This window comes from Quadrisphaera sp. RL12-1S, assembly GCF_014270065.1.
Taxonomy (GTDB): Bacteria; Actinomycetota; Actinomycetes; order Actinomycetales; family Quadrisphaeraceae; genus Quadrisphaera.
On the sequence record NZ_JACNME010000009.1, the window covers coordinates 32,325 to 46,051 of the forward strand.

9 protein-coding genes are annotated in these 13,727 nt (G+C 75.4%); 5 read left to right on the top strand and 4 right to left on the bottom strand.

Annotated features, from left to right (window positions below; genetic code table 11):
* Positions 1–108: 108 nt before the first annotated feature.
* The 5 genes from H7K62_RS24110 to H7K62_RS15545 all read left to right on the top strand — a co-directional run bounded on the left by H7K62_RS24110 (position 109) and on the right by H7K62_RS15545 (position 8,445).
* Positions 109–2,493, top strand: coding sequence for a helicase-associated domain-containing protein (locus tag H7K62_RS24110; RefSeq protein ID WP_186719949.1), 2,385 nt, complete (start codon positions 109–111; stop codon positions 2,491–2,493).
* A 132-nt stretch (positions 2,494–2,625) separates the two neighbouring features.
* The gene (locus H7K62_RS15530) at positions 2,626–3,198 is read left to right on the top strand and encodes a hypothetical protein (protein WP_186719951.1); all 573 of its coding nucleotides are present in this window, start codon (positions 2,626–2,628) and stop codon (positions 3,196–3,198) included.
* Between the two features lie 55 nt (positions 3,199–3,253).
* Entirely contained in the window at positions 3,254–4,915 is a 1,662-nt protein-coding gene (locus tag H7K62_RS15535) for a DNA repair helicase XPB (protein WP_186719953.1), read from the top strand.
* A gap of 52 nt (positions 4,916–4,967) precedes the next feature.
* Positions 4,968–6,854, top strand: coding sequence for a thiamine pyrophosphate-requiring protein (locus tag H7K62_RS15540; protein WP_186719955.1), 1,887 nt, complete (start codon positions 4,968–4,970; stop codon positions 6,852–6,854).
* 103 nt (positions 6,855–6,957) lie between these two features.
* Positions 6,958–8,445 (top strand): S1C family serine protease, encoded by a 1,488-nt coding sequence (locus H7K62_RS15545; protein ID WP_186719957.1) that lies wholly within the window; start codon positions 6,958–6,960, stop codon positions 8,443–8,445.
* 75 nt (positions 8,446–8,520) lie between these two features.
* On the opposite strand, the gene H7K62_RS15550 is transcribed toward H7K62_RS15545, so the two are convergent.
* The 4 genes from H7K62_RS15550 to H7K62_RS15565 all read right to left on the bottom strand — a co-directional run bounded on the left by H7K62_RS15550 (position 8,521) and on the right by H7K62_RS15565 (position 13,637).
* The gene (locus H7K62_RS15550; protein ID WP_445500197.1) at positions 8,521–10,875 is read right to left on the bottom strand and encodes a beta-xylosidase/alpha-l-arabinosidase; all 2,355 of its coding nucleotides are present in this window, start codon (positions 10,873–10,875) and stop codon (positions 8,521–8,523) included.
* Between the two features lie 93 nt (positions 10,876–10,968).
* Positions 10,969–12,108: a Gfo/Idh/MocA family protein gene (locus H7K62_RS15555; protein WP_186719959.1), complete on the bottom strand. Its 1,140-nt coding sequence runs from the start codon at positions 12,106–12,108 to the stop codon at positions 10,969–10,971.
* Positions 12,105–12,827 carry a ThuA domain-containing protein gene (locus H7K62_RS15560; RefSeq protein ID WP_186719961.1) on the bottom strand — a complete coding sequence of 241 codons (723 nt, stop codon included), beginning with the start codon at positions 12,825–12,827 and terminating at the stop codon, positions 12,105–12,107. The genes H7K62_RS15555 and H7K62_RS15560 overlap by 4 nt, the downstream gene beginning before the upstream one ends.
* A 12-nt stretch (positions 12,828–12,839) precedes the next feature.
* Positions 12,840–13,637 (bottom strand): carbohydrate ABC transporter permease, encoded by a 798-nt coding sequence (locus tag H7K62_RS15565; RefSeq protein WP_186720149.1) that lies wholly within the window; start codon positions 13,635–13,637, stop codon positions 12,840–12,842.
* Positions 13,638–13,727 lie beyond the last annotated feature (90 nt).

Consider the following 13,727-nt stretch of genomic DNA (forward strand, 5'->3'; position numbering starts at 1 on the left):
ACCTCAGGACTCTCGTGTCGGTGGGTGGGGGCCTGGTGAGCGTCTCTGCGGCCCGGGCAGCAAGCCTACCGGGGCGGGTCAACGCCGTTCCCCGCGTACGGTGTTCCGGTGCCGGCCCCCCGCTCCCTGGCCGATGACCTGCGCTCCCGCGACGACGACGCGCTCACCGACCTCCTGCTGAGCCGCCCCGACCTCGCCGCCCCGGTCCCCGGTGACACCGCCTCGCTGGCGGCGCGCGCGAGCACGCGCGTGAGCACCCAGCGCGCCGTCGACAGGCTCACCACCCCGCAGCTGCAGGTGCTCGAGGCGCTCGTGGCGCTGGCGGGCGCCGCCGCCGAGCCGGTGGGGCTGCCGGCCCTGGTCCGGGCCTGCGCCGCGCCCCGGGCGCGGGTGCTCCCCCCGCTGCGCCGGCTGCGCGCCCTGGCGCTGGTGTGGGGCCCCGACGCCGCGCTGCGGCCGGTCCGCACCGCCGCCGACGTGCTCGGCCCGACCCCGGCCGGTCTGGGCGCCACCCTGCGGGAGGCCCTGGGCACCCGTTCCCCCGAGCGCGTCCGCGAGCTCGCCGAGGACCTGGGCCTGCCCAGCGCGGGCGACCCCGTGGCCGACCTCGACGCGGTGGGCGCGCTGCTGTCGGACCCGGAGCGGCTGCGCGCGCTGCTCGAGACCGCCCCGGCCGCCTCCCGCGACCTGCTCGACCGGCTCACGTGGGGCCCGCCGACGGGCGCCGTGGCGGGCGCCGACCGCTCCGTGCGCACCGCCGAGGCGGCCACGCCGCTGGAGTGGCTGCTGGCGCGCGGGCTGCTGGCCGCCGCCGGGCCCGGCCACGTGGTGCTGCCCCGCGAGGTGGCCGTGGCGCTGCGCGGCGGGGCCGTGCTCGCCGGGCTGGACGACGAGCCGCCGCCGCTGACCCCGCCGCCGTCGACCGGCGCCGCGCGGCGCCCCTCGCTGGTGGACGGCGCCGCGGCCGGGCAGGCCGCGGAGGCGGTGCGGCTGGTGGAGTCGCTGCTCACCGCCTGGAGCGCCGCGCCGCCGCCGGTGCTGCGCGCGGGCGGGCTGGGCGTGCGCGAGCTGAAGCGCCTCGCCGACCGCCTCGAGGTGGACGGCGAGCAGGCCGCGTTCTGGGCCGAGCTGGCCCGCGCCGCCGGCCTGGTCGGCGACGACGGCGAGGCCGACGCCGCCTGGGCGCCCACGCCGGCCTCCGACGAGTGGCTGGAGCTGGGCGTGCCGCAGCGCTGGGCCGCGCTGGCCGGCGCCTGGCTGCGCACCTCCCGCGTCCCGGGCCTGGTGGGCGAGAAGGACGCGCGCGGCGCCGCCCGCACCACCCTGTCCGACGACCTCGACCGGACCACCGCCGCCCCCGTGCGCCGCGCGGTGCTGGAGGCCCTGGCCTCGCTCGAGCCGGGCACCGGCGCGAGCGAGGCGGCGCTGCTGGAGCGGGTGCGCTGGCAGGCGCCCCGGCGGGCCGGGGCGCTGGCACCGCGCCTGGTGGCGTGGGCGCTGCGGGAGGGCGCGTGGCTGGGCGCGCTCGCCCTGGGCGCCGCGGCCGAGCACGGCCGGGCGCTGCTCGACGGCGACCCCGCCGGCGTCCTCGCGCGCCACCTGCCCGAGCCCGTCGAGCAGGTGCTGCTGCAGGCGGACCTCACCGCCGTCGCGCCCGGTCCCCTCGTGCGGCCGGTGGCGCTGGAGCTGGCGCTCGTGGCCGACGTCGACTCCCGCGGCGGCGCCACCGTCTACCGGTTCACGGCCTCCTCCGTGCGCCGCGCGATGGACGTGGGCCGCTCGGGCGACGACGTGCTGGCGTTCCTGCGCGGCGCCTCCGCCACCCCGGTGCCGCAGGCGCTGGAGGTGCTCGTGCGCGACGTCGCCCGCCGCCACGGGCGGCTGCGGGTGGGCGTGGCGTCCTCCTACCTGCGCAGCGACGACGAGGCCGCGCTCGCGGAGGTCCTCACCGCCCGCGCCGCCGCGCCGCTGCGGCTGCGCCGGCTCGCGCCGACGGTCGCCGCGGCCCAGGCGGACCCCGCCACGGTGCTGGAGGTCCTGCGCTCCCTGGGGCTGGCGCCGGCGGTGGAGGGCGGCGACGGCGACGTCGTCCTGCACGCCCCCAGCGCCCGGCGCACCCCGCCGCGCCAGGTGCCCCGCCCCGTGACGGGAGACCCGCCGGCCCCGACCCCGGGGCAGGTGGCCGGGGTGGTCGCGGGCCTGCGCTCGGGCGACACCGAGGCGGTCCGCCGCGCCGCGGCCGAGGCCGACGGGCGCGGCGGTCCGCCGGCGCTCACCGCCACCGACCCGGCGTCCGCGCTGGCGGCGCTGCGCGACGCCGCGAGCGCCGGGCGCGCCGTGTGGGTGGGCACCTCCGACGCGGCCGGGCGCCTCGTGGTGCGCCAGCTGTCCCCGGTGGCCGTGGACGGCGGTCTGGTCACGGCGCTGGACGCGGAGTCCGGGCAGGTGCGGACCATGTCGGTGCACCGGATCAGCGGCGTCGCCCTGGCCTGACCGCTCGAGGGCCGTCGATCCTGCTCAGGCGAACGGTCCGGGGAGACGAGACTGACCACCGGCCGCGCAGCACGCTGCGCGACGCGTCCGCGACTAGCGTGGGAGGACTGCTCTGCCTCGGGAAGGACGCACGTGACCCAGGACCCGCACCACTCGTCGTGGGACGCCCCCGCGGGCGAGCAGCCGGTCAAGCCGTCGGTGCACGATCGCGACACCGGCGGGTGGGCCCGACCGAGCTGGCCCGCGCAGCAGCAGCCCGCTCCCCCGCAGCCCGATGGCCCGCTCGCCGCCTACCCGCCGCCGCCCGGGTACGGGCCCTCCGGCTACGGCCCCCCGCCCGGGTACGGCCAGGCGCCCCAGGGCCACGGCTACACGGGCGTGCCCGCCTCGGCGGCTCCGCGGGGCCAGGCGCCCACCAGCGCGATCGTGCTCGTCGTCCTGTCCGGCCTGCTGACGCTGGCCCTGTCCTGGACCGTCGTCGGCCTGGTGATGTACGTGATCCCGACGGTCCTGTCGGTGGTCGCACTGGCCCGCAGCGGGAGCGACCCGTCAGGTGCGCGCAGGCTCACGCGGACCGGGTGGATCGTCTTCGGGGTGATGACCGTGGTGCTGGGACTGCTCGTCGTCGTGGGCGGTGTCCTGCTGGCCCGCTACGGCTTCAGCGAGGGCGGGGGCTCCGGCGGAGCCGGCGGGGTGTCGGTGTGACCTCCCCGACCTGCGGCGCGGGAAGCATCCCGGCCGGGACGGCGTTGGGCCTGCGGTGACCGACGGCCCCCTCATCGTCCAGAGCGACAAGACGCTGCTGCTCGAGGTCGACCACCCCACCTCGGCCGCCGCCCGCAAGGCCATCGCGCCGTTCGCGGAGCTGGAGCGCGCCCCCGAGCACGTCCACACCTACCGGATCACCCCGCTGGGCCTGTGGAACGCGCGCGCCGCGGGCCACGACGCCGAGCAGGTGGTCGACGCCCTCATCGAGCACTCCCGCTACCCGGTGCCGCACGCCCTGCTCGTCGACGTCGCCGAGACGATGGACAGGTACGGCCGCCTGCGCCTGGAGAAGGACGGCGACCGCCTCGTCCTGCACACCACCGACGTGCCGGTGCTGGAGGAGGTGCTGCGCTCCAAGAAGGTGTCCCCGCTGGTGGGCGAGCGGCTCGACCGCGAGTCGGTGCTGGTGCACCCCTCCGAGCGCGGCAACCTCAAGCAGGTGCTGCTCAAGCTCGGCTGGCCCGCGGAGGACCTCGCCGGCTACGTCGACGGCGAGGCGCACCCCATCGACCTGGCCGAGGACGGCTGGCACGTCCGCCCCTACCAGCAGCAGGCGGTGGACGGCTTCTGGGACGGCGGCTCCGGCGTCGTCGTCCTGCCCTGCGGGGCCGGCAAGACGATCGTCGGCGCCGGCGCGATGGCCAAGGCGAAGGCCACCACGCTCATCCTCGTCACCAACACCGTCAGCGCGCGGCAGTGGCGCGAGGAGCTGCTGCGCCGCACCTCGCTGACGGAGGAGGAGATCGGCGAGTACACGGGCTCCAAGAAGGAGGTCCGTCCGGTCACCATCGCCACCTACCAGGTGCTGACCACCAAGCGGAAGGGCGTCTACCCGCACCTGGAGCTGCTCGACGCCCGCGACTGGGGCCTGGTCGTCTACGACGAGGTGCACCTGCTGCCCGCGCCGATCTTCCGGATGACCGCGGACCTGCAGGCCCGCCGCCGCCTGGGCCTGACGGCCACGCTGGTGCGCGAGGACGGCCGCGAGGGCGAGGTGTTCTCCCTCATCGGGCCCAAGCGCTTCGACGCGCCGTGGAAGGACATCGAGGCGCAGGGCTGGATCGCGCCCGCGGACTGCGTGGAGGTCCGGGTGACGCTGCCCGACGGCGAGCGGCTGGCCTACGCCACCGCGGAGCCGGAGGAGAAGTACCGGCTGTGCGCGACGTCGTCGTCCAAGACCCGGGTGGTGGAGCAGCTGCTGCGCCAGCACCCGGGCGAGCAGACGCTGGTCATCGGCCAGTACCTCGACCAGCTCGCGGAGATCGGCGACCGCCTGGACGCGCCCGTCATCACCGGCGAGACGTCGGTGGCCGAGCGCCAGCGCCTGTTCCAGGCGTTCCGCACCGGGGAGATCCACGTGCTGGTGGTCTCCAAGGTGGCCAACTTCTCCATCGACCTGCCGGAGGCGGCGCTGGCGGTGCAGGTGTCGGGCTCGTTCGGGTCGCGCCAGGAGGAGGCCCAGCGCCTGGGCCGCCTGCTGCGCCCCAAGGCCGACGGTCGCACGGCGCGCTTCTACACCGTGGTGGCGCGCGACACGGTGGACGCCGACTTCGCCGCCCACCGCCAGCGGTTCCTGGCCGAGCAGGGGTACGCGTACTCCATCGTGGACGCCGACGACCTGCCCCGGACCGGCACCACCCCCGCCGGCGCCTGAGCGCTGCGCGCGACGCGTGATCGGAACGCCCACCGGTGGGTAGGGGCGACCCGTGACGCAGACCCGCCCCCAGCAGAGCACCGGCCAGTGGGCCGACGTCCCCGAGCCGACGACGGTCGGCGAGCACCTGGTCGAGCGCCTCGCCCGCTGGGGGGTGCGCCGCTACTACGGCTACCCCGGTGACGGGGTCGGCGGCGTCATGGCCGGGGTCAGCCGCGCGCGGTGCGCGGGTGCCGCGCAGCTGGTGCAGGTCCGCCACGAGGAGACCGCGGCCTTCGCCGCCGTCGCCGACGTCAAGTACGGCGGCTCTCCGATCGGCGCCTGCGTCGTCACGGGCGGCCCGGGTGCCGTCCACGCGCTCAACGGCCTGTACGACGCCAAGCTCGACCGCGTGCCCGTGGTGGCGCTGGTCGGCCAGACCGCCACCCCGGCGCTGGGCACGAGCTTCTACCAGGAGGTGGACGCGAAGGCCCTCTACGAGGACGTCGCCGACTACGTCATCCAGCTCTCCTCCGCCGACCAGGTCATCCACGCCGTCGACCAGGCCTGCCGGACGGCCCTGGCGCACCGCACGGTCTGCGCGGTCATCGTGCCGAGCGACCTGGGCAGCGCCGACGCGGTCCTCGAGACGCCGAACGCCCACGGCTACAGCCACACCTCGAGCGTCCCCAGCACGGACCCGGGCGCTCCGCCGGCCGCGGCGCTGCGCGAGGCGGCCGCCGTCCTCAACGCGGGCGAGCGGGTGGCGGTCCTCGCCGGGGTGGGCGCGGCCGGCGCCACCGCCGAGCTCACCGCCGTCGCGGACGCCCTCGGCGCGGGCGTGGCCAAGGCCCTGCTCGGCAAGCACGTCCTCGACGACCGCCTGCCGTGGGTCACCGGCGCCATCGGCCTGCTCGGCACCCGCGCGTCGTACGAGCTCATGCAGCACTGCGACACGCTGCTCGTGGTCGGCTCGACCATGCCGTACGGCGAGTACTACCCGCCGCCGGGCCAGGCCCGCAGCGTGCAGGTCGACCTCGACGGCGCGAAGTGCGGCCTGCGCACCCCCACCGAGGTCAACCTCGTCGGCGACGCCGCCGAGACCCTCGCCGCGCTGCTGCCGCTGCTGCACCCGCGCGGCGACAGCGCCTGGCGCGACCGCATCGCCACCTGGAAGGCCGACGACGACGCGGTGCGCGACGCGCGCTGCGAGGCCGCGGCGGACCCCGTGAACCCCGAGGCCGCGGTGCGCGGCCTGCAGGCGCACCTGCCCGACGACGCGCTGCTGGCCGTCGACTGCGGCACCGCCACCGCCTGGTACGCCCGCGACGTCGACCTGCGCCCCGGCCAGTTCGGGTCGCTGTCCGGCCTGCTGCTGAGCATGGGCGGGGCGCTGCCGTACGCGCTGGCCGCGAAGACCGCCCACCCGCACCGGCCCGTCATCGCGCTGGTGGGTGACGGCGCGATGCAGATGAACGGCGTCAACGAGCTCATCACCGTCGCTCGCGAGTGGCGCAGCTGGGAGGACCCGCGCCTGGCGGTCCTCGTCCTCAACAACCGCGACCTCAGCTTCGAGACGTGGGAGGTGCGGGCCGAGCTCGGCGAGGTGCCGGACCCGGCTTCGCAGTCGCTGCCGGACGTGCCCTACGCGCAGTGGGCGCAGCTGCTGGGCCTGGCCGGCACCCGGGTGGAGCGCCCGGAGGACGTCGACGCCGCGTGGGCGGCGGCGCTGGCCGCGGACCGGCCGTTCGTCATCGACGCCGTGGTCGACCCGTCCACGCCGATCATCCCGCCGCACGTCTCCACCGAGCAGGCGCTGCAGACCGTGAAGAGCGGGCTGCGGAGCGCGCTGCACGGGGACGAGCAGGTCCCCGGCCTGGTGAGGCAGGGTCTGCGGCAGGTCGTGGCCCCGGTGCTGTCAGCGGTGCGGCACCGCGCGGGCGGCCGGTCGGAGGACTGACGCAGCTTCCAGCGGCCTCCCAGGTAGCGTCCACGGTGCGTGCAGCACGTTCGTGTTGTCTCCTACGAGTACCGCCTCACCCACTCCTGACGGAGAGATGACCATGAGCCACGACACCCAGTCCACCGGTTCCGGGACCCCGAACGGTCAGACGCCGTCCTGGGCTCCCCCCGGCGAGGGGTGGGTGGGCAGCGGGCACACCGGGCCGCAGCAGGCGCGCGACCCGTACCGCTCCGCACCGACCGCCCCGCAGCCCACCTGGCAGGACGGCCAGCACGCGCAGGGCGGTCACCAGTTCGGCGGCCACGGCTCGGGCGACCACAGCGCGTGGTACGGGACGCCCGCGGCAGACCCGGCCGGCGGTGGCGGCCACAGCACGACCACCCCCACCCGCGAGCGCCGCGGCCCCGGCTGGGCCGGCGTGGTGGCCATCGCCGCCGTGGCGGCGCTCATCGGCGGCAGCGCCGCCTTCGCGGGGGCCCGGCTGACGGACCAGACCGCGGCGCCGGCCTCGGCCTCCAGCTCGATCGGCGGCTCCGGGGGCGGCACGGCGGACAACGGCGGCTCCGCCGCGCAGGCCGTTCCGCTGGACCAGGCCGTCAACTGGAGCCAGGTGGCCGAGAGGGTCGAGCCCAGCGTGGTGACCATCCAGGTCTCCAACGGCCAGACCGGCGGCGAGGGCACCGGCATCATCCTCGACAAGGAGGGCCACGTGGTGACGAACAACCACGTGGCCACCGCTGCCGGCACCGGCGGCGAGATCCGGATCATCCTGTCGAACGGCGCCATCTACCAGGGCAAGATCACGGGTACCGACCCGTCCACCGACCTGGCCGTCATCCAGATCCAGAACCCGCCGAGCGACCTCCAGCCGGCCGTCTTCGGCGACTCCAGCAAGGTGGTCGTCGGGCAGAACGTCATGGCCATCGGCAACCCGCTGGGCCTGCAGGACACGGTGACCACGGGCATCATCTCGGCCACGGACCGTCCGACCACCACGCAGGCCAGCGAGCAGCAGCAGCAGCAGCCTGACCCGTTCGGCTTCAACCAGCAGCAGCAACAGCCCGACACCACCGTGTACACCAACGCTCTGCAGACCGATGCCGCCATCAACCCCGGCAACTCCGGTGGCCCGCTGGTCGACGCGAGCGGTCAGGTGATCGGCGTGAACTCCTCGATCGCCTCCCTGTCCGACGGGTCGGGCCAGGCCGGCAGCATCGGCCTGGGCTTCGCGATCCCCGGCAACGAGGTCAGCCGGGTGGCCAAGGAGCTCATCCAGAACGGCAAGGCGGAGCACGCCCGGCTCGGCATCGAGCTGACCGGTGACGGCGGCACCGCCACCGCTAGCGGGACGACGCGCCAGGCAGCCATCGTCGCCAACGTCACCTCTGGCAGCGCTGCGGCGTCCGCAGGCCTCCAGAAGGGCGATGCCATCACCGCCGTCGACGGCACGCCGGTGACCAGCTCGGAGTCTCTGATCGCCCAGATCCACTCGCGCGCCCCCGGCGACACCGTGACGCTGCAGGTGGTCCGCAACGGCCAGCAGCAGGACGTCCAGGTGAAGCTGGGCACCGCCACCGGCAGCGACTGACGCGGCACGCGCCGGACGCTGAGAGGCCCGCACCCACTCGAGGGTGCGGGCCTCTCAGCGTTCTCGGGGGCGGTCTCAGACGGCCGGCTCGCGCTCCACCAGCACCGTGCGGCGGTCCGCGGTCGTCACCGGGTGCACCCCGCCCACCAGCTCGACGTCGGCGGTGAGCTCCACGTGCTCGGCGTCCGGGCCGATGCGCAGCTGCACCGCGCCCGGCTCCACCACGCGCACGCCGCGGCGGTCCGTCAGCGCCAGGCGGCGGGTGGGCACGTCGAAGAGCACGCGCACCGACTGCCCCGGCTCGAGCTCCACGCGGGCGTGCGCCAGCAGCTGCGTCACGGGCCGCGTCACGGAGGCGACGGGGTCGTGTCCGTAGAGCTGGACGACGTCGGCGCCGGCCCGCTCGCCGGTGTTCCTCACCACCACAGACGCCACGACCGACCCGCCCGTGGGCACCTCGGCGGACTCCACCTGCAGGTCCGAGCGCTCGAAGCTGGTGAACGACAGGCCGTGGCCGAAGGGCAGCACCGGCTCGGTGGCGATGTTCGACACCGACGACGCCCCGCCGAGGATCGGGTGCAGGTAGGAGTACGGCTGCGCGCCGACCGAGCGCGGCAGCGTCACGGGCAGGTGCCCCGAGGGGTTGACCCTCCCCGACAGCACCCCGGCGATCGCGCCGGCGCCCTCCTGGCCGGGGAAGAACGCCTGCACCACCGCGGAGCACCGCTCCAGCGCGCTGGCCACCGCGTAGGGCCGGCCGGTGAGCAGGACGAGCACGACCGGCGTCCCGGGCTCCACACCGTCGAGCACCGCGTCGAGCAGCTGCTGCTGCACGCCGGGCAGGTCGAGGGACTCCGCGTCGCAGCCCTCCCCGCTGGTCCCGCGCCCGAACAGCCCCGCCCGGTCTCCGAGGACGACGACGACGGCGTCCGCGCTGCGAGCCGCCTCGACGGCCTCGGCGAACCCGGAGGTGTCCGCACCCTCCACGTCACAGCCGCGGGCGTGGACGACCTCCGCGCCGTCGAGCTCGCCGCGCAGGGCCTCGAGCACGGGCGGCACCGTGAGGCGCATCGGCGTACCGGGGTGCTGGGCCAGCACGTGGTTGGCGAAGGAGTAGCACCCGAACAGCGCGGACGGGTCGTCGGCGTTGGGCCCGACCACCGCGATGCGCTTCGCCGTCGTCCCCGTCCCACCGCCCCCCAGCGGCAGGGCGCCGTCGTTGGACAGCAGCACCACGGACTCCTCGGCCAGCCGCCGCGCGAGGTCGCGGTGGGCGGGCGGGTCGAGGTCGATGGAGTCCAGGTCGACGGACGGGTCGTAGCCGGGGTCGAGCAGCCCGAGGGCCGCCTTCTGGGTCAGCACGCGGCGCAGCGCCCGGTCCACCAGGGGCTCCGGGAGGGTGGTCGAGAGGTAGGCGACGCCCGTGGGCAGCTCCACGTCGATGCCGGCCTCGAGGGCCTGCGCGCCGGCGTCGGCGACGTCGGCGGCCACCCCGTGCAGCGTCTGCAGGAACGCCACGGAGAAGTAGTCCGCCACCACGGTGCCCGCGAAGCCCCACCGCTCGCGCAGCAGCTCGGTGAGCAGCGAGGCGTCGGCGGCCACGGGCACGCCGTCGACCTCCGCGTAGCTGTTCATCACCGAGCCGACGCCGCCGTCGAGGACGGCCATCTCGAAGGGCACCAGCAGCACGTCGGCCAGCTCGCGGGGGCCGGCGTGCACGGGCGCGAGGTTGCGGCCCGCGCGGCTGTTCGAGTACCCGACGAAGTGCTTGAGGGTGGCGACGACGCCGGCGGACTGGACCCCCCGCACGTACGCCGTCGCCACCTCGCCCACCAGGTGGGGGTCCTCGCTGATGCACTCCTCGACGCGCCCCCAGCGCGCGTCGCGGACCACGTCGAGGACCGGCGCCAGACCCTGGTGGACGCCGAGGGAGCGCATGGAGCCGCCGATGGCGGCTCCGACCTGCTCCACGAGCTCTTCGTCGAAGCTGGCGCCCCAGGACAGGGGGGCCGGGAACGTGGTGGCGCCCCACGCGGCGAGGCCGGTGAGGCACTCCTCGTGGACGAGCGCCGGGACGCCGTGGCGGGAGCGCTCGACCAGCCAGCGCTGCTTGTCCACCAGCCCGCGGGCGCCCTCGACGGCGTCGACGGGCGTGGTGCCGAAGACGCGCGTGAGCTGCCCGAGGCCGGCCACCGCGTAGCCCTCGAGGGAGTCGGGCGCGTCCCCCTGCATGGCGTCGGCCATGGGGGCGACGTCGCCACCCTCCCCCGTGCCGCCGCGGCCCTCCCACAGCCCCACCAGCTGGTAGAGCTTCTCCTGGAGCGTCATGGCGGCGACGAGCTCCTCGACGCGCGCCGCGCGCTCGGCGCTCAGCGGCGTCGACGGGTCGACGTCGGCGACCGGACGGGCAGGAAGGTCGGTGCTCACGATCAGATCTCCAAGCTCCCCGTGATCATGGACGTCCCGAGCACTTTCCCGCTGGCGGTGTGCACAACGCCCATGATCACGGTGGGGTGGGGGGTGTCAGGCGGCGGCGGTCTGCGCGGTCAGGTCCACCAGTCCGGCCACGGGCTCGGGGCGCTCGCACGTGCTGGTGACGTCCACGGGGGTCCCGCCGGCGGCGGCCGAGCCGAGCACCTGCTCCATGACGTCGAGCACGTGCAGCGCCACCTCGCCGGACGCGCGGTGCGCGGCGCCGGCCGAGATCGCCAGGCCGAGGTCGGCGAGGCCCTCGCCGCGGCCGGCACCGACGTACCCGGCGCTGGGCTCGAGCTCCTTCCACTGCGCCCGGCCCCACGCGTCCGTCCCGGCGACGTCAGGGCTGCAGATCTCCACCGAGCCCTCGAAGTGGTTGGGGTCCGGCACGGACAGCGAGCCCTGCGGTCCGTGGACCTCCAGGCGCGGCGCCCGCGAGCCCCACACGTCGAAGCTCATCACCACGGTGGTGAGCGCGCCGTCGCGGTGCTGCAGCAGCCCGGTGACGTGGCTGGGCGTGGTGACGGGGAACTCCAGGCCCGCCTTGGGGCCGGTGGCCACGGTGCGGCTCGAGCGCGGCGCGGACGCCAGCCCGGTCACGCGCACCACCGGCCCGAGCAGGTGCACCAGCGAGGTCATGTAGTACGGGCCCATGTCGAGCAGCGGGCCGCCGCCGGGCGCGTAGTAGAACTCCGGCGAGGGGTGCCACAGCTCGTGGCCGGGGGCCACGAACGTCGCCGTGGCGGCGTGCGGGGTGCCGATGAGGCCGGCCTCGACGGCGGCGCGCGCCGTCTGCACGCCGGTGCCGAGCACCGTGTCGGGCGCGCAGCCGACGCGCACGCCGGCGGCGGCGGCGGCCTCGAGGACGGCGCGGCCCTCCGCCGTCGTCGCCGCCAGCGGCTTCTCGCCGTAGACGTGCTTGCCCGCGGCGATCGCGGCCAGCGCCACCTCGGCGTGCGCCGCCGGGATGGTGAGGTTGAGGACGACGTCGACGTCGTCGGCCTCCAGGAGCTGCTGCAGCGGCAGGGCGCGAGCCCCGTCGTGCTCGGCGGCCAGCGCCTCCGCGCGGCCGGTGTCGAGGTCGGCGACGGCCGTCAGCCGGACCTGGGGCAGGCGCGCCAGGCTGAGGCTGTACTGCTCGCTGATCTTGCCGGCGCCGACGACGCCGACGCGCAGGGGCTCACTCATCGGGTCTCCTCCAGCGAGCGGCCGGCCCACAGCAGGCCCCTCTCCACGATCGTGCGGACGTTCGGGTCCTGCAGGACCTCGACGCGGTGGCCGGGCGTGGCCACGAAGACGCGGCCCTCGCCCCAGGAGCGGGTCCACACCGCCGGGCAGGTGACCGGCCGGTGCCACGGCTCCCAGTCTCGGGTGTCCGTGGTGGTGGTGGCCAGGACGTCGTTGAGGTCGTCCGAGAGGATCCAGTACTGCTCGGTGACGAGGTCGAAGTCCCCCAGCCCCGCGGTGATCGGGTGCTCCCGCCCCGCCGGCGTCAGCTCGACGCGGTGGGGGACGTAGTTGTCCTCCATCTCGCCCCGCCTCTCGTGGGGCGGGTGCAGCGCGGCGTGCGTGGCGAACTGCCCGCCCACCAGCTGCAGGTAGTCCGAGCTGTTGCGGAAGGAGTCGGCGATGCCGCCGTGCCACCCCGCGAAGCCGGTGCCCGCCGCGACGGCGGCCATGAGCCCCTTCAGCGCCTCGGGCTCGATGGTCGACATGGTGATGCTCTGCACCACGAGGTCGAGGCCGGCCATGTAGTCGGCCTCGGCGTAGGCGGCCGGGCCCTCCTCCACGCGGACGTCGAACCCGGCGTCGCGCAGGAAGGGGATGAACAGCTCGGTGGCCTCGACGGGCTGGTGCCCGTCCCAGCCGCCGCGGGTGACGAGGGCGCGCTTGTTCTCAGCAGACACGAGGTGCGGGACTCACTTTCCGAAGCCGGCGGTGAGGCCGGACACGAGCTGGCGGCGGCCCACGATGTAGAAGGCCAGGATCGGCAGGGTCGACAGGACCACGGCCGCCAGGACGGCGGGCACATTGACGGAGTACTGGCCCTGGAAGCTCCACAGCGCCAGGGGCAGCACGCGCAGGTCCTGGCTCTGGGTCAGCACCAGCGGCAGCAGGAAGCCGTTCCACACCTGCAGGCCGGTGTAGATGGACACCGTGGCGACGGCCGGGCGCGTCAGCGGGAACGCGAGGCGCCAGGCGGTGCCCCACTCGCTGGTGCCGTCCAGGCGCATCGACTCGAACAGCTCGTTCGGGACGTCGCGGATGAAGTTGCTCAGCACCAGCACGGCGAGCGGGATCGAGAAGGCGATGCTCGGCAGGATCAGCGCGGTCAGGGAGTCGTACAGCGACAGCCGGATGATCATCAGGTAGACCGGGATGATCGTCGCCTGCAGCGGGATCGCCAGGCCCATGAGCAGGAACCCGTTGGTGAAGCGCAGGAAGCGCCCCGAGCCGCGGACGATGGCGAACGCCGCCATGAAGGAGATGAGCACGGCGGGGACGACGGTCCCCAGCGTGACGATGACGCTGTTGAAGAAGTACCTGACGAAGTCGTTCTCGAGGACCAGCTGGTAGGCGCTGAACGTCGGGTTGGTGGACGGCAGCAGCGGGTTGGTCGTGAAGTACTCGTTCGAGGGCTTCAGGCTGGTGATGACCACCCAGTAGATCGGCACGATGATGACGGCGAGCCAGACCCACCCGAAGACGCCCGCCATCCAGTTGGGGCGGCTGGCCCGCTGACCGCGGCCGGGCTGGGCGACCTGGCGGCCGGGGCCACCGGGGGCGGTCGGGGTGGTGCTGGGGTC

Bases quoted from the DNA above. Each gene is read 5' to 3' on its own strand.
- H7K62_RS15545 (WP_186719957.1), top strand. From the start codon at position 6,958: ATGAGCCACGACACCCAGTCCACCGGTTCCGGGACCCCGAACGGTCAG.
- H7K62_RS15555 (WP_186719959.1), bottom strand. From the start codon at position 12,108: ATGAGTGAGCCCCTGCGCGTCGGCGTCGTCGGCGCCGGCAAGATCAGC.
- H7K62_RS15565 (WP_186720149.1), bottom strand. From the start codon at position 13,637: ATGGCGGGCGTCTTCGGGTGGGTCTGGCTCGCCGTCATCATCGTGCCG.